Raw genomic sequence first — 15,860 nt, 5'->3', positions numbered from 1 at the left:
CTGGCGGATCAGACGCCCGATGAGGCATACTTCGCGACGCTGCCAGCGATCAAATCGGCAGCATGATCGCCCCGGACGCTCCACTTAAAATCTCGGGACCCTGTCCGAACAAGCGACGCCACCTCTCACATTCAACCACCCCTACGGGAAATGCGGGGCGGCGACAGTGCTGGCCTTTGCGCTCGCAGGCTGCGCGGTCGGTCCGGACTTCAGGACGCCGGCGGTTCCTGCCGCGACCGGCTACATGAAGAACGCGCTGCCAGCCGAGGTCGGCAGCGCGGGGGCGGGCGGCACGCAGCCATGCGCGCAGGTTGATCACCAGCTTGATGGCGTCGAGCCTGTCGGTCTTCGCGCGCCTCTTATGGCGCTCAACAGGGATGCTCGCGGGATCGATCACATGACACTCGATCCCGCGAGCCCGCAGCGTGCGATAGATCCAGAACGCATCCGGGCCGGCTTCGTAGCTGACGACGACACGCACATCCGGCGCCAGAATCCACGTGGCCTTGTGCCGCTCGATGAGGTCCAGCACGGCCTGCAGCCGCCCCGCAGCGTCTCGCTCGGTCACAGATGCACAGATGGCCGACAACGCTGCCCGTCGTGTAGCGCGACCTTCCATTTGGCCGCGGCAAGCTCAAGCGACACCGCAAGCACGATTTGCTCTGTAACCGTTGTGTACGCTGGTTCTGCGCGCATGATTCTCTCCAATCGGCCTGGGTCGACGCACATATTTTAGGCGTCGACCAGGTTGTCGAGGCGGCCAGGCTTCATAGGATCTTTCATTCGATTACCCCTACCTAGAAGGTTCTGCTCAAGTGGTCATTTAAAGACAGGACGAATGCCGTGACGATGTGCCGCCCTATGCGATTCGCGTGGAAGGAACCGACTTCTGGATTGACTGTTGCGCAACGCCTGAGGATGCGAGCAAGCGGGCGGAAATGCTCGGGGTCATGGTTCTAAAGGTGCAGGGGTAGTCCTGGTGTCGGTTTGTGCGAGAGCATTTCCAGCGCGGTTGTGAGTCGCGCATGGAGTCGATCGAATAGAGCCAGCGCGTGTTCATGGCGATGCGCGCGGGGCTCGTCGGGCGGCTTGCCCCGGATCGCTTCAACATCCAATAACAAGAGTTTGCATTGCGCTACCTTGCGGCCAGGAAAGGGGCGCTTATCGGCACCACCGCGGCCGGACCACCTTGGTGACAGTTCGCGCGGTTTCTCAGGTGACACTTTCAGTTCGCAGGCGCCAAGCTACGGATTTCATCCGGAATCTTGTTGATTTCCCCGCGACGGGTGTGGTTGTTGATGACACATTTACCGTCGAAGTTGTGACACTAATGGGATGGTCCCTCCTGCCCCCTCGAGCGCGTAAGCTTTCGAAATCCCAAACCGTTTGGATACCATCATGGACACGGTGACGCTGGTTGGAATAGATCTCGGCAAACACAGATTCCACTTGCATGGGCAGGACAAACGTGGGAAAGCCGTGTTCCGCAAGAAGTTGAGCCGGAAGCAGCTGGTTGAGTTCTTCTCCACGTTTCACCCGTGCACCGAGGCAATGGAGACTTGCGCCGGCGCTCATCATACTGCTCGCCTACTCGCCTCTTTCGGCCATAACGTCAAGCTGATCTCGCCGCAATTCGTGCGCCCGTTCGTCAAATCGAACAAGAATGATTTCGTCGACGCAGAAGCTATCTGTGAGGCCGCTTGCCGACCAGCGATGCATTTGTGACACCGAAGACTGAATCCCAGCAAACGCTTTCGACGCTGCATCGTGTTCGTGAATCGCTGGTCAGGGATCGTACCAAGGCCGTCAACCAGATACATGGGTTCCTGCTCGAGTTCGGCGTTAGCTTGCCCATTGGATCTGCAACGATCAGGCGTCTACCGGCTGTCCTTGCGGAGCATCCGTTGCCGCCAAAGCTCGTAGCGATCATTGAGCGTTTGCGTCTTCACGTTAAGTATCTCGAAGAGCAGATTGGTCAGTTCGAAAGAGACATCGCGCGCCAAGTCTCGGACGATGAGGTTGGTCAACGGCTGATGACCATTCCCGGCATTGGCGTCATCACGGCAAGTGTGTTGTCCTCAGAAATGGGTGACGGCAAGCAGTACCGATGTGGTCGTGATTTCGCGGCGGCGATTGGACTCGTACCACGGCAACACGGTACGGGCGGCCGAAATAACCTGCTCGGCATCAGTCGTCGCGGCGACAAAAACATCCGTCGGTTACTCGTGCGCGCCTACATGATCCGGCTCGATAAGCAAACGGGTCGTCTGGCCGACTGGGTGCGATCAATGATGACAAGGCGACACTCGAATGTCGTGCTTGCGCGCTTGCCAACAAACTGGCGCGTACTGCGTGGGCAATAACCACTAACCACACGGTGTTTGAGGCTCGTTGCCAGAGAAGCTGGACGTGCTAAGAAGGCGACCCCCAACTGGTTTTGCGACGACTGAAAATTGATGACGTGAACGGCATATCTAGATCAACGCCATGTCTGAGGCCGGTTTGGACCGGGTGCGCACGAAGCTGGCACGAATCTTGTATTTGAGAACGCTAAACGCCGACAATGGGCGCCCCGAGACGCAACCGCATGTCGGCGTCGCTGACCCGATGGCCATCAAGGAACCACACAGTGATCGAAACGTTTTATGAAGTCATGCGACGTCAAGGGATTTCGCGCCGCAGCTTCCTCAAATTCTGCTCGCTGACGGCGACGTCGCTCGGTCTCGGCCCCGCATTCATGGTGAAGATCGCCCACGCGATGGAGACCAAGCCGCGCACGCCGGTGCTCTGGCAGCATGGGCTCGAATGCACGTGCTGCTCGGAGTCGTTCATCCGTTCGGCGCACCCGCTGGCGAAGGACGTCGTGCTCTCGATGATCTCGCTCGACTACGACGACCTGTTGATGGCTTCCGCGGGGCATCAGGCCGAGGCGATCCTCGAAGAAGTGATGACGAAGTACCGCGGCAACTACATCCTCGCGGTCGAAGGCAATCCGCCGCTGAACCAGGACGGCATGAGCTGCATTATCGGCGGCAAGCCGTTCATCGATCAGTTGCGCCGTGTGTCGAAGGACGCGAAGGCCGTGATCTCGTGGGGCTCGTGCGCGTCGTGGGGCTGCGTGCAGGCGGCGAAGCCGAACCCGACGCGGGCGGTGCCGATCCATAAGGTCATCACCGACAAGCCGATCATCAAGGTGCCCGGCTGCCCGCCGATCGCCGAGGTGATGACGGGCGTGATGACCTACATGCTCACGTTCGACCGCATGCCGGAGCTGGACCGCCAGGGGCGCCCGAAGCTGTTCTACAGCCAGCGCATTCACGACAAGTGCTACCGCCGTCCCCATTTCGACGCTGGCCAGTTCGTCGAGTCGTGGGACGACGATGCGGCACGGCGCGGCTACTGCCTCTACAAGGTCGGCTGCAAGGGCCCGACGACCTACAACGCCTGCTCGACCGTGCGCTGGAACGGCGGCACGAGCTTCCCCATTCAGGCGGGCCACGGCTGCATCGGCTGCTCCGAGGACGGCTTCTGGGACAAGGGCTCCTTCTACGACCGGCTCACCCAGATCAACCAGTTCGGCGTCGAAGCGAACGCCGACAAAATTGGTGGCACCGCGGCCGTCGTGGTGGGCGCCGCTGCCGCGGCGCATGCGGCCGCTTCGGCGATTCAGCGCGCCAAATCGAAGCGCGACGCGAGGCAAGACCGCGACGGCCGATAGCCGCATCTAGCGCCCCGCGCGGGGGCGCCGCCGACAAGCATAGGAAGCAATACAGGAAAAAACAAGCATGACAGCCATTTCCACCCAGGGGTTTCAGCTCGACAACAGCGGGCGGCGCATCGTCGTCGATCCGGTCACGCGCATCGAAGGCCACATGCGCGTCGAGGTCAATGTCGATTCGAACAACGTGATCCGCAACGCCGTCTCCACCGGCACCATGTGGCGCGGGCTCGAAGTCATTCTCAAGGGGCGCGATCCGCGCGACGCGTGGGCATTCGTCGAGCGCATTTGCGGCGTGTGCACGGGATGTCACGCACTCGCCTCCGTGCGCGCCGTCGAGGACGCGCTCGACATCCGCATTCCGCCGAACGCGCACCTGATCCGCGAAATCATGGCGAAGACATTGCAGGTGCACGACCACGTGGTGCACTTCTACCACCTGCACGCGCTCGACTGGGTCGATGTGGTATCGGCGCTGAAGGCCGACCCCAAGCCCACGTCCGAGTTGCAGCAACGCGTCTCGCCCGTGCATCCGATGTCGTCGCGGGGCTATTTCCGCGACGTGCAGACGCGCCTGCGCAAGTTCGTTGAAAGCGGCCAGCTCGGGCCATTCATGAACGGCTACTGGGGCAACCCCGCCTACGTGCTGCCGCCGGAAGCTAACCTGATGGCCGTCACACACTACCTCGAAGCGCTCGACCTGCAAAAGGAGTGGGTCAAGATTCATACGATCTTCGGCGGCAAGAATCCGCACCCGAACTACCTAGTGGGCGGCGTGCCGTGCGCGATCAATATCGACGGCGATCTCGCCGCCGGTGCACCGATTAACATGGAGCGCCTGAACTTCGTCAAGTCGCTCATCGACGAAGCGATCACGTTCTGTCGCAACGTCTACGTGCCCGATCTGCTTGCAATCGGCACGATCTACAAGGCGCGCGGCTGGCTGTATGGCGGCGGCCTCGCCGCGACCAACGTGATGGACTACGGCGCGTATCCGCTCGTCAACTACAACCCATCCACCAACCAGATGCCGGGCGGCGCGATCCTCAACGGCGACTGGAACACGATCCTGCCGGTCGATCCGCGCGACCCCGAGCAAGTGCAGGAGTTCGTTGCGCACTCCTGGTATCAATACCCGGACAACGACCGCGGGCTGCATCCCTGGGACGGGATTACCGAGCCGCATTACGAACTGGGGCCCAACACGAAGGGCACGCGCACCGCGATCGAGTCGATCGACGAGAGCGCGAAATACTCGTGGGTCAAGTCGCCGCGCTGGCGCGGGCACGCAATGGAGGTCGGACCGCTCGCGCGCTACATCCTGGGCTACGCGCACGCGCAGCAGGGCAATGCGCATTGCGGGCGCACGAAGGAGCAGATCGAAACCTCGCTCGTCGCCGTGAACCAAGGCATGCCGAAGCTGCTCGGCTTGCCCGAAACCTCGCACGGCGCGAAACAACTGTTGCCGACCACCATCGGCCGCACGCTCGCCCGCGCGCTCGAAGCGGAGTATTGCGCCGAGATGATGGCGGACGACTGGCAAAGCCTCATCGACAACATCCGCAACGGCGACACCTCGACCGCGAACGTCGACAAGTGGGACCCGTCGATGTGGCCCGCCGAAGCGAAGGGCGTGGGCGCGGTCGCCGCGCCGCGCGGCGCGCTCGGCCACTGGATCAGGATCAAGGATGGCCGCATCGAGAATTACCAGTGCGTCGTGCCGAGCACCTGGAACGGCGGCCCACGCGACGCTAAAGGGCAGATCGGCGCATTCGAGGCGAGCCTCATGAACACGCCCATTGCGAACCCCGAGCAGCCTGTCGAGATCCTGCGCTCGCTGCATTCGTTCGATCCTTGCATGGCGTGCTCGACGCACGTGATGAGCGAGGACGGCGCTGAAATGACCGCCGTGACCGTGCGCTAACACTAGGCCGCTGCGACGCCTGCGCTCGCCGACGCAGTGGCGGCCAAGAAAGGATGATGACGATGCAATCGTATTCCCGACGCGAAGAGGCGCGCGACACCGTTCCGCCCGCCGAGGCGATTTACGTGTACGAAGCGCCGGTGCGCGTCTGGCACTGGATCAACGCGGCATCGATCGTGGTGCTCGCGGTGACCGGCTACCTGATCGGCTCGCCGCTTCCCACGCAGCCCGGCGAGGCAAGCGCGCATTTACTGATGGGCTATATCCGCTTCGCGCATTTCACCGCCGCCTACCTGTTCGCCATCGGACTCGCGGGCCGCGCTTATTGGGCCATTGTCGGCAATCACCATGCGCGCGAGATGTTCTGGGTGCCGGTGTTCTCGCGCGAGTACTGGCTCGCCATGTTCGCCATGCTGCGTTACTACGCGTTTGTCGGGCCCACGCCGTGCCAGTTCAGCGGGCACAATCCGTTGTCGCGACTCGCAATGTTCTTCGTGTTCCTACTGGTCTCCCTGTTCATGATCGTGACCGGCTTCGCGCTGTACGGCGAAGGCGCGCAGGCGGGTTCGTGGCAGCAGATTGCGTTTGGCTGGGTGCGTCCGCTGTTCGGCCAGTCGCAAGGCGTGCACACCACGCATCACCTCGGCATGTGGGCGATCATGATCTTCGTGATCCTGCATGTCTATGCGGCGATTCGCGAGGACATCATGGGCCGCCAGAGCGTGGTCGGCTCGATGATCTCGGGCCACCGCACGTTCAAGAAGTGAGGCCGCGATGCTGACTTCCCCGCAAAGCGGCGCGCCCGCCATCGTCGTGCTCGGCATCGGCAACGTGCTGTGGGCCGACGAGGGCTTTGGCGTGCGCTGCATCGAGGCGCTCCAGCAGCGCTTCGAATTCGCCCCGCACGTGAGCCTCATGGACGGCGGCACGCAAGGGCTGTATCTGGTCCAGTACGTCCAGGCCGCCGACAGCCTGTTGATTTTCGACGCGGTCGATTACGGTCTCGCGCCCGGCACGCTGAAGATCGTTGAGGATGACGACGTTCCGGCGTTTCTCGGGGTGCGCAAGATGAGCCTGCACCAGACCGGCTTCCAGGAGGTGCTGATGCTCGCGCGCCTGACCGGCCGGTATCCGCGCCGCGTGCTGCTGGTCGGCTGCCAGCCCGACGAAGTGGACGATTACGGCGGCAGCTTGCGGCCCGCCATGAAGGCGTCGCTGGAGCGCGCGCTCGAACTGGGCGTCGAGCGCCTTGCCGCATGGTGCGGTGAACCCTCGCCGCGCCGCACCCCGCTGCGCGCCGACGAGGCGGTCACGCTGCCGCATCTCGCGCTCGCGCGCTACGAAGGCGAGCGGCCGAGCGAAGCCGATGCGTGCCGCACCGGCGACGAGCGCGTGCTGCTGCGCACGCGCCGCGAGGAGCCGCCGTCGTGTGCGTAGGCGTGCCGATGCGGGTAATCGAGGTGCAGGGCTTGCAGGCGTCCTGCGACGGGCGCTGCGAGCGCCGCCGCATCGACACGTCGCTGGTTGGCCCGTGCAGCGCCGGTGAATGGCTGCTGGTCTTTCTGGACGCGGCGCGCGAGAAGCTCGACGCGACGCGCGCGGCGGAGATCGACGCGACGCTCTCGCTTGTCGAGCGGGCGCTGGCGGGCGATGCCGCCATGGCCCGCGCGAGCGCGCATTTTGAATTGCCGTCCGCGCTCGGCGTGGACGACCTGATCCGGCTGACTGGCGGCGCGCGGCACTCACCGGTCCACCAAGGAATCGACGTGACAAATACGGGCGGCGCCGCGCATGAGGTGGCGCCCGTGGTGCAGCGGCTGATCGACGACGGACACGCCGAGTTCGTGGACGAACGCACACTCGACGACTGGCTGGCGGATAGCGGCGAATGCGTCGTGCTGCTTGCGGGCGACCCGGTGCGCTTTCCCGAATCCCTCGACGTGGCCGTGGTGCTGCCCGAACTCGCGCGCCTCGCGGAGGGCCGCTTTGGCCGCCCATTGCGCGTGGCTGTGGCGACGCGCGAAGGCGAGGACGCGATCGTGCGCCGCGTCGGCTCTCAGCGCTGGCCCGCATTGCTGTGGCTGCGCGACGGCGGCTATGTCACGACGCTCGCGGGCATGATGGACTGGGACGATTACGTGGCCAACGTCGCCCATGCGCTCGCGCAGCCGACTACGCGGGTGCCTTCGGTCGGCATTCCCGTCAACGCCGCCGGCGCTTCGGCGGATTGTCACTATCCGTTACCAAGCGTCGATTGAACATCGATCAATCATCGGGATTGCCAACCATGTCCATGACTCCGTTTCCCGTTCCCGTCGTGCCATTCGGCCACGGCAGCCAGGACGAGGGCGATGCGGTGCTCGACTATCTGCCGATGCCGCAAGGCATGCGCACCTATGTAGCGCCGCCGCTGCCCGAGCGCGCCGACGCGCGGGCGCTCGACGCCGCGCGCGGCGTGCTGCGCGATGTACTGCGCGTGCTGGCGGCATACGAACCCGGCACGCCGCCCGAAGCGATCGACCTGACGACCTGCGACGCGGTGGCGCTGCGCATTCTCAACGACGTGTTGGGCGAGGGCGAGGTCAGCGCGCGCATCGACAATGCGCAGCGGTGCAGCGTCCTGATCCAGGAGACGGTGTTAACCGGGCTGTGGCGCGTGGTCGAGCCCGGTGGCGCGAGCGCGGCCGACCGCCTCGAAATCGGTGCAGCACCGGCGCTCCTCGCGCGGCCCGCAGAGGGGACGCAGCCGATGGCGCCGTTGCCGGGGTCGTTGCCACCGGGCGTGATGAACGCGCCGTCGGTCCTGAGCGAGGCGCGCGATCATGTTGCGCGCTGGCGTGCCGGGGACGCGCCCCATGTCGTCAATTTGACGCTCCTGCCGTTGTCGCCGGGGGATGAACAACTGATCGACGCCATGCTGGGCGAGGGCTCCGTGCAGGTGCTCGCGCGCGGCTACGGAAATTGCCGCGTGGGCAGCACGGCGATCGCAAACTGCTGGCGCGTTGCGTATTTCAACTCGCAGGATACGCTGATCCTGAACACGATCGAGATCACCGATCTGCCGGAGGTCGTGCGCGCCGCGCCGGAAGACATCGCCGATTCGTGCGAGCGCCTTGCCCAGTTGATCGAGTGGGTAGGCGAAGCGTGACGATGAACGATCGCATGATGCAATTCGAGGGCAGCTATCTCGGCGATAGCAGCCGCATCGCGGCTCATACGCGCCTCGAATGCAAGATCTGCTGGTGGATCTACGATCCCGAACAAGGCGACCCGGTCTGGCAGATTCCGCCCCACGTGCCGTTCGCGGCGCTTCCCGCGCACTGGCGCTGCCCCGTTTGCGACGGCGCGGCGGACCAGTTCATGGTGGTGGGGGACGCGGCTTGACCGCGCGCGCCATCGTGCGAGACACCCCGCGCGGCGAGCCACGGGTGGCGGCGCTGGTCGCGCACTTCGAGACGGTCGCCAACGGTGCGATGCGCGATCTGCCGGTCGTGAATCGCGCCTTGCCCGTCGAGGCAATCGGCTTCGCGCCGATGCCCGGGGAGGCCGGGGCGCGAGGTGCCTGGCTCGGCGTGCTGATCACGCCGTGGTCCATGAATCTCCTCAGGCCGCCCGGCGCGATGCAGGATTCGGTGCCATGTCCGCGGCCGTGCGGCAAGGCACGCTTGCGCGTAGGCAACGTCGAATGGATCGGCGCGCACGTGCAAGGCGTGGGCGCGTATGCGTGCTGTTCGCTCTTTTCGCCAATGTTCGAATTCGCCGGCCAGGAGAGCGCCGTCGCCACCGCGCAGGCCGTCCTCGCGCAGTTGCGCGGCGGGGAAGTCGGCGCGAAGGGCGATGGGAACGGCGACCCAGCGGGCATTGCGCCGCGCGCGTCGCGGCGCGCGTTCCTGTTGCGGCCGGGCGCGTTCGGGAGCGCTGCATGAATGCGGCGACGCTGGCCGGGCAATACCGGGTGCGCCCCGGCCGGCAGGACAGCATCGCGGGCGGCCGCCCGCCGCTCGCCGCCACGCTGCTGCGCGGGCAACCGGCGGCAACCGCCGCGTCGCGGCTTTCGGCGCTGTTCGCGCTGTGCGGACTCGCGCACCGACTCTGCGCGGAACTTGCCGTCGGCGCGGCGGGCGGCTCAGCGGTGCACGAGCGGGAGGATGCCGTCAAAGCGGCTCATACCTCGATGCTTACGCGCGAAACGCTCGCCGTGCAGCTGCGCTGCATCTGGACCGACTGGCCCGTGAGGCTTGCCGCCGCCGCGCCGCATAGGCTGCCCGATGTCGAAGCGGCAGGCTCGCCCGACTGGGTGGAGCGGCATGTTCTCGGCATGCCTGGGTGCAAATGGCTCGCACACTGGGCGGACGATCCGCGTGGCTGCCTTAGCGCCTGGAGCGCGCGGGCCAAGACGTTCCCGGCCCGGTTGCTGGCAGACTGCCGTCCATACGCCGATACGACCCGTGCCACGCCGCGGCCACTCGTGATCGACGAAGCGCGGTTGAGCGAACTGGCCACAGCGATTGCCGGGAGTCCGGCTTTCGCGCACGCTCCCCTGCAACGCGGTCAGCCCGCGGAGACCGGCGTGTGGACGCGTAGCGACGATCCGTGCGCGCTGGACTACGATACGCCCTGGCTGCGGCTTGGCGCGCGCGTCGCGGACGTGGTGCGGCTAGCGGCGGCCGACGGCGCGCGTGCGCTGCGCTTTGGCGCGCTGACGTGCGCGCCCGGTGAGGCGCTCGGCTGGTGCGAGATGGCGCGCGGCGTGCTGGTCCATTGGGTGCGACTCGCGCCGGACGATACGGCGCGCATCGAGGACTACCGCGTGGTCGCGCCGACCGAGTGGAATTTTCACCGCCAGGGCACGCTCGCGCAAGCCTTGTCGCGACTCGACCCCGCGCCCGGCGATGGAGCGTTCGCCGCGCACGCAGGCGTGTGGATGGGCGCGTTCGATCCGTGTATCGCCTATGCGCTCGACCGGGCGGAACCGACGATATGCATGAAGTAAGCCTGGCCGGCGGCGTGCTGGCATCGGTCGAAGCGGCCGCCAAGCGCGAGCGCTTTGTCCGCGTGAAGGTGCTGAGGCTCGAAGTCGGGCGACTCGCGGGCGTCGAGGTCGAGGCGCTGCGCTTCGCCCTCGAAGCAATCGCCACTGGCACTTGCCTTGCCGGCGCGCGCGTCGAGGTCGAGGAACCATCGGGCAGCGCGTGGTGCATGACCTGCAACGCGACCGTGCCGCTGGCCGTGCGCGGCGACCCCTGCGCACACTGCGGCGGCTACTGGCTCCAGCCGAACGGCGGCACGGAGCTGCGCATCGTCGACCTGACAGTCGACGATGCCTGACAATCATCGGATTAGCGCAAGGAGAAGCAACATGTGCGTGGTATGCGGGTGCGACAGCCCCGGCGATCGGCAAAACGCCGCTCAGGGGCACGAGGGCGCGCAGGCGCACGGCCACTCCGGCTCTCATTCCCACGCCCACCCGGGCGCATCGGGCCAAGACCTGGACTACGGCCTCGGGCCAGCGGGCGTGACGGTGCCCGGCCTCGACCAAGGGCGCACCATCAAGCTCGAGCAGGATGTGCTGGGCGAGAACAATCGCCATGCCGCCGCCAACCGGCGGCAATTCGCGGCACACGACGTGCGTGCGCTGAATCTCGTGTCGAGCCCGGGCTCGGGGAAAACGACGCTGCTGTGCGCGTCGATCGCCGCGCTGCGCGAGCGGATGCCGGGTCTGCCCGTCGGCGTGATCGAGGGCGACCAGCAGACGGCGAACGACGCCGAGCGCATTCGCGCGGCCGGTGCGCCCGCGATCCAGGTGAACACGGGCAAGGGCTGCCATCTCGACGCGGCGATGGTCACGGCGGCCTTCGGGCGGCTGTCGCTGCACGACCATGCTCACGAGCACGCGTCCCTCGCGTCCCACGCACCGCGCAGCGTGCTGTTCATCGAGAACGTCGGCAATCTCGTCTGCCCCGCGGTGTGGGATCTCGGCGAGGAGGCGAAGGTCGCGATCCTCTCGGTGACGGAGGGTGAGGACAAGCCGCTCAAGTATCCCGACATGTTCGCAGCCGCGCGCCTCATGATCGTCAACAAGATTGACCTGCTCCCTTATGTGCAGTTCGACGTCGAGCAGTGCATCGCGTATGCGCGCCGCGTGAATCCGTCGATCGAAGTGATCCGGCTCTCGGCCACGACCGGCGAAGGCCTCGATGCGTGGCTCGACTGGATCGCGCGTGCGCGCGACCCGATTGTCGAGCGCATCGGCGTGCTGGAGAGCGAGCTTGCGGCGTTGCGCGCTGAGCAGCGGCGCGCCGGAGACGCCGTATGACGGCGCATGTGCAGCACCTGCCGCATGCCCTCGGCGATCATACGGTGCTCGCCACCGGCGCGTGGCTGAAGAACGCCGCGTGCGTGTGCATCGGCGGCGAGGTGCACTGGTCGCCGCTGCACGGCAATCTCGACGACCCGGCGCACTGCGTGGCGCTCGATACGTCGGTGGCCGCGCTCGTCGAGGCCGCCGCGCGCGCGGGGCGGCCCGTGCGCGCGATCGCGCACGATCTGCATCCCGACTTCTACAGCACGCGCGTCGCGCTCGAATGGGGCGAGCGGCTCGGCGTGCCGACCGTCGCCGTTCAGCATCATCACGCGCACATCGGCGCGGTCGCGGCCGAGCACGGGTTGAGCGAGCACGTTGTCGGCCTCGCGCTCGACGGCGTGGGTCTCGGCACGGACGGCGCCGCTTGGGGCGGCGAACTGCTGGAAGTGGCGCCCGCCGGCTGGCGGCGCCTGGGCAGTCTCACGCCGCTCGCGCTGCCCGGCGGCGACGTCGCGGCGCGCGAGCCTTGGCGCATGGCCGCCGCCGCCCTGCACGCGCTCGGGCGGAGCGACGAAATCGACCAGCGCTTCGCGGCCGCCGTGGGCGATAGCGCCGCGCGCACGGTCGGCGTCATGCTCGCGCGCAGCCGCAATTGCCCGCCGAGCACCGGCGCGGGACGGTGGTTCGACGCTGCGGCGGGACTGCTCGGCGTGTGCCTGCGCCAGCGCGCCGAAGCCGAGGCGGCCATCGCACTCGAAAGGCTCGCGAGCGGCTACCTCGACGCGCACGAGGCCCCCAATGTGGCGGACCTGTGGCAAGTCACGGACAACGGCGAGCTTGACCTCCGTCCGCTCCTCGCCGAGTTGCTGACGCTCGCGGACGCGGGCGAAGCCGCGCGCGGCGCCGCCGTCTTTCATCTCGCACTGGCTGCGGCGCTCGCCCACTGGGCCACGCTCGCCGCGCAAGGTCGCTCCGTGCTCCTTGGCGGCGGTTGCTTCGCAAACCGGCTGCTCGCCGCGCATCTGCGCACGTCTCTCGCGACGCGCGGGGTGCGCACCCACATGCCCGGCACAGTACCCTGTGGTGACGCCGGCCTCGCGCTTGGCCAAGCTTGGGTTGCCGCATACGATCCGCAGTTACGCGCGATGCTCGCGACTGCGCCAAGAATCAGGAGTTAGCCCATGTGTTTAGCTATTCCCGCACGGCTCATCGAATGGTCTGACGCCGAAACGGCCGTCGTCGATCTCGGGGGCGTGCGCAAGACGGTCTCGCTCGCGCTCGTGCCAGACGCGCGCCCGGGCGATTACGTGATCGTGCATGTCGGCTTCGCGCTGGGCGTGATCGACCCGGAAGAGGCCGAGCGCACGCTCGCGCTGTTCGGCGAAGTCGCCCAGTCGCTTGGCGAGGCGCATGACGCGCCCATCGCGCAACCCGGAGCCGCGCAATGAAATACGTCGACGAATTCCGCGACGGCGAACTCGCCGCGCGCATTGCCGGGCGCATCCAGGCGCAGACGCAGATCGAGCGCCGCTACCAGTTCATGGAGTTCTGCGGCGGTCACACGCACGCGATTTCCCGCTACGGCGTGGCCGATCTCCTGCCTCAAAACGTGCGGATGATCCACGGTCCCGGCTGCCCGGTTTGCGTGCTGCCGATCGGGCGCATCGATCTGGCGATTCGCCTCGCGCTCGAACGCGGCGTGATCCTCTGCACCTATGGCGACACGATGCGCGTGCCGGCCTCGGACGGCCTGTCGCTCCAGCGTGCCAAGGCGCGCGGTGCGGACATTCGCATGGTGTATTCGCCGCGCGACGCGCTGCGCATCGCGCGCGAGCATCCCGAGCGTGAGTTGGTCTTTTTCGCAATCGGCTTCGAGACCACCACGCCGCCCACCGCGCTCGTCGTGCGCGAGGCGGCGGCCAGCGGCGCGGAGAACTTCAGCGTGCTGTGCTGCCACGTGCTCACGCCCGCCGCCATCACTCAGCTGCTCGCCGCGCCGTCCGTCGACGCGAACGCGGTGCCGCTCGACGGCTTCGTCGGCCCCGCGCACGTGAGCATCGTGATCGGCTCCGCGCCTTACGAGGCCTTCGCGCAGGGGTATCGCAAGCCGGTCGTGATCGCCGGGTTCGAGCCGCTCGACGTGTTGCAGGCGATCCTCTTGCTCGTGTGCCAGGTCAACGACGGCCGCGCCGAGGTGGAGAACGAATTCGCACGCGCCGTCACGCGCGCGGGCAATGCGGCCGCGCAGGCGCTAATGCAGGACGTGTTCGAAACGCGCGAGTCGTTCGAGTGGCGTGGCCTGGGCGAGGTCCCGGCGAGCGCGCTGCGCATTCGCCCGAAGTACGCGCGCTACGACGCGGAAAGCCGCTACGAACTCGTCTACCGGCCCGTCGCCGATCATCGCAAGTGCGAGTGCGGGGCGATCCTTCGCGGTCTCAAGCACCCGCGCGACTGCACGCTGTTCGGCACGGTCTGCACGCCCGAGAATCCGATCGGCTCGTGCATGGTGTCGAGCGAAGGCGCGTGCGCCGCGCATTACTCTTATGGTCGTTTCAAGGATATTCCGGTTGTCGCAGCATGAGCCCAGCCCACCCATCTTCGGTCAAGCCCGCCTTCGTGCGGCCCCTGAACTTTCGCGACGGCCGCATCGACATGGGCCACGGCGCGGGCGGCCGCGCGTCGGCGCAACTGATCCGCGAGCTGTTCGTCGCGGCCTTCGACAACGAATGGCTGCGCCAGGGCAACGACCAGGCCGCGTTCGCGCCGCTTGCGCAAGGCCCAGGCGAGCGCATGGTGATGGCCACCGACGCGCACGTCGTCTCGCCACTGTTCTTTCCAGGTGGCGACATCGGCAGCCTCGCCGTGCACGGCACCGTCAACGACGTCGCGATGGCGGGCGCGCGGCCTTCGTATCTCAGCGCGAGCTTCATCCTGGAGGAGAGCTTCCCGCTGGCGGATCTTCGCCGCATCGTCGAGTCGATGGCCGCGGCGTCGCACGCGTGCGGCGTGCCGATCGTGACGGGCGACACCAAGGTCGTCGAGCGCGGCAAGGGCGACGGTGTGTTCATCACCACGAACGGCATCGGCGTCGTGCCCGCGGGCATTCATATCGACGGCTCGCAGGCGCGGCCCGGCGATGTCGTGCTGCTCTCGGGCACGATCGGCGAACATGGCGTGGCGATCATGTCGCAGCGCGAGGACCTGGGCTTCGAAACGCAGATCCGCTCGGACAGCGCCGCGCTGCACACGCTCGTGGCGGACATGCTTGCCGTCACGCCTCGCGTGCGCGTGCTGCGCGACCCCACGCGCGGCGGGCTTGCCACGACCCTCAACGAGATCGCCGGCCAGTCGCGCGTCGGGATGCGCATTCAGGAGCGCGCGATTCCCGTGCTGCCGCAAGTCGATGCGGCGTGTGAGCTGCTGGGCCTCGATCCGCTCTATGTCGCCAACGAAGGCAAGTTGGTCGCGATCTGCGCAAGCGGCGACGCGCCGCAACTGCTCGCGGCGATGCGCGCGCATCCGTTGGGCGTGGCGGCGGCGCGCATCGGCGAAGTGGTCGAGGACGCGCATGGCTTCGTTCAGATTGAGACGAAATTCGGTGGCCGGCGCATTGCCGACTGGCTTTCGGGCGAGCAACTGCCGCGGATCTGCTGATCCGGGTTGCGTGCAACATGGCAATGTACCCACTCCATCGGGTCGGCCGCGGTGAACGGCAGGGTCCCTGTGAGCATCTGATAGAGCGTGACTCCGAATGCGTAGAGGTCGCTGCGCGAATCGATCGAGCGGCTCATCCGCCCAGTCTGCTCAGGCGCCATATAGGCGAGGGTACCGACGATCGTTTCCGGCGGTTCCGGCGATTGCCGTTCATACGTGCGTCGAGAGGCGCTGCCAAAGCCAGTGAGCCGCACGTGGCC

At 66.6% G+C, this 15,860-nt stretch carries 16 protein-coding genes and 2 pseudogenes; 16 read left to right on the top strand and 2 right to left on the bottom strand.

Going from position 1 to position 15,860, the window contains the following annotated elements; translation table 11 throughout:
* Nucleotides 1-331: 331 nt before the first annotated feature.
* Nucleotides 332-520: pseudogene (locus AB4Y43_RS39330) on the bottom strand (IS110 family transposase); the annotation flags it as partial.
* Between the two features lie 878 nt (nt 521-1,398).
* Between AB4Y43_RS39330 and AB4Y43_RS39325 the strand changes: the two are divergent.
* The 16 genes and pseudogenes from AB4Y43_RS39325 to hypE all read left to right on the top strand — a co-directional run bounded on the left by AB4Y43_RS39325 (nt 1,399) and on the right by hypE (nt 15,600).
* Nucleotides 1,399-2,416 (top strand): annotated as a pseudogene (locus AB4Y43_RS39325) (IS110 family transposase).
* A gap of 213 nt (nt 2,417-2,629) precedes the next feature.
* On the top strand, nt 2,630-3,718 hold the full coding sequence (locus AB4Y43_RS39320; RefSeq protein ID WP_256095090.1) for a hydrogenase small subunit: 1,089 nt from the start codon (nt 2,630-2,632) through the stop codon (nt 3,716-3,718).
* A 67-nt stretch (nt 3,719-3,785) separates the two neighbouring features.
* On the top strand, nt 3,786-5,642 hold the full coding sequence (locus AB4Y43_RS39315; RefSeq protein ID WP_368618932.1) for a nickel-dependent hydrogenase large subunit: 1,857 nt from the start codon (nt 3,786-3,788) through the stop codon (nt 5,640-5,642).
* A 56-nt stretch (nt 5,643-5,698) separates the two neighbouring features.
* Nucleotides 5,699-6,409 carry a Ni/Fe-hydrogenase, b-type cytochrome subunit gene (cybH, locus tag AB4Y43_RS39310; protein ID WP_069269207.1) on the top strand — a complete coding sequence of 237 codons (711 nt, stop codon included), beginning with the start codon at nt 5,699-5,701 and terminating at the stop codon, nt 6,407-6,409.
* 7 nt (nt 6,410-6,416) lie between these two features.
* On the top strand, nt 6,417-7,079 hold the full coding sequence (locus tag AB4Y43_RS39305) for a HyaD/HybD family hydrogenase maturation endopeptidase (RefSeq protein ID WP_342952718.1): 663 nt from the start codon (nt 6,417-6,419) through the stop codon (nt 7,077-7,079).
* An 8-nt stretch (nt 7,080-7,087) separates the two neighbouring features.
* Complete coding sequence (locus AB4Y43_RS39300) at nt 7,088-7,900, top strand: HypC/HybG/HupF family hydrogenase formation chaperone (RefSeq protein WP_368685330.1); 813 nt, start codon at nt 7,088-7,090, stop codon at nt 7,898-7,900.
* Nucleotides 7,901-7,929: 29 nt separating this feature from the next.
* Nucleotides 7,930-8,790, top strand: coding sequence for a hydrogenase expression/formation protein (locus tag AB4Y43_RS39295; protein WP_342922267.1), 861 nt, complete (start codon nt 7,930-7,932; stop codon nt 8,788-8,790).
* Nucleotides 8,791-8,792: 2 nt separating this feature from the next.
* The gene (locus AB4Y43_RS39290; protein WP_069269204.1) at nt 8,793-9,026 is read left to right on the top strand and encodes a rubredoxin; all 234 of its coding nucleotides are present in this window, start codon (nt 8,793-8,795) and stop codon (nt 9,024-9,026) included.
* 14 nt (nt 9,027-9,040) lie between these two features.
* Nucleotides 9,041-9,568: a [NiFe]-hydrogenase assembly chaperone HybE gene (hybE, locus tag AB4Y43_RS39285; protein ID WP_141710942.1), complete on the top strand. Its 528-nt coding sequence runs from the start codon at nt 9,041-9,043 to the stop codon at nt 9,566-9,568.
* Nucleotides 9,565-10,635 carry a hydrogenase maturation factor HoxV/HupK gene (locus AB4Y43_RS39280; protein WP_069269203.1) on the top strand — a complete coding sequence of 357 codons (1,071 nt, stop codon included), beginning with the start codon at nt 9,565-9,567 and terminating at the stop codon, nt 10,633-10,635. The genes hybE and AB4Y43_RS39280 overlap by 4 nt, the downstream gene beginning before the upstream one ends.
* Nucleotides 10,623-10,970, top strand: coding sequence for a hydrogenase maturation nickel metallochaperone HypA (locus tag AB4Y43_RS39275; protein WP_069269202.1), 348 nt, complete (start codon nt 10,623-10,625; stop codon nt 10,968-10,970). The genes AB4Y43_RS39280 and AB4Y43_RS39275 overlap by 13 nt, the downstream gene beginning before the upstream one ends.
* A gap of 31 nt (nt 10,971-11,001) precedes the next feature.
* Nucleotides 11,002-11,958 (top strand): hydrogenase nickel incorporation protein HypB, encoded by a 957-nt coding sequence (gene hypB / locus AB4Y43_RS39270; RefSeq protein ID WP_069269201.1) that lies wholly within the window; start codon nt 11,002-11,004, stop codon nt 11,956-11,958.
* Nucleotides 11,955-13,124, top strand: a complete 1,170-nt coding sequence (locus tag AB4Y43_RS39265; RefSeq protein ID WP_368618930.1) for a carbamoyltransferase HypF — start codon at nt 11,955-11,957, stop codon at nt 13,122-13,124. The genes hypB and AB4Y43_RS39265 overlap by 4 nt, the downstream gene beginning before the upstream one ends.
* A 3-nt stretch (nt 13,125-13,127) precedes the next feature.
* The gene (locus tag AB4Y43_RS39260; RefSeq protein ID WP_069269199.1) at nt 13,128-13,394 is read left to right on the top strand and encodes a HypC/HybG/HupF family hydrogenase formation chaperone; all 267 of its coding nucleotides are present in this window, start codon (nt 13,128-13,130) and stop codon (nt 13,392-13,394) included.
* Nucleotides 13,391-14,527: a hydrogenase formation protein HypD gene (gene hypD / locus AB4Y43_RS39255; protein WP_069269198.1), complete on the top strand. Its 1,137-nt coding sequence runs from the start codon at nt 13,391-13,393 to the stop codon at nt 14,525-14,527. Before AB4Y43_RS39260 ends, hypD begins: the two co-directional genes overlap by 4 nt.
* Entirely contained in the window at nt 14,524-15,600 is a 1,077-nt protein-coding gene (gene hypE / locus AB4Y43_RS39250) for a hydrogenase expression/formation protein HypE (RefSeq protein ID WP_368618929.1), read from the top strand. Before hypD ends, hypE begins: the two co-directional genes overlap by 4 nt.
* Here the strand turns inward: hypE and AB4Y43_RS39245 are convergent.
* Nucleotides 15,525-15,860 (bottom strand): protein kinase (locus tag AB4Y43_RS39245; protein WP_368730198.1); only part of this gene is annotated, 336 nt, incomplete at its 5' end. The two genes, hypE and AB4Y43_RS39245, sit on opposite strands and share 76 nt — an antisense overlap.

This window comes from Paraburkholderia sp. BR10872 (genome assembly GCF_040965835.1).
GTDB lineage: Bacteria > Pseudomonadota > Gammaproteobacteria > Burkholderiales > Burkholderiaceae > Paraburkholderia > Paraburkholderia nodosa_A.
This window is presented reverse-complemented; position numbering and strand designations above follow the sequence as displayed.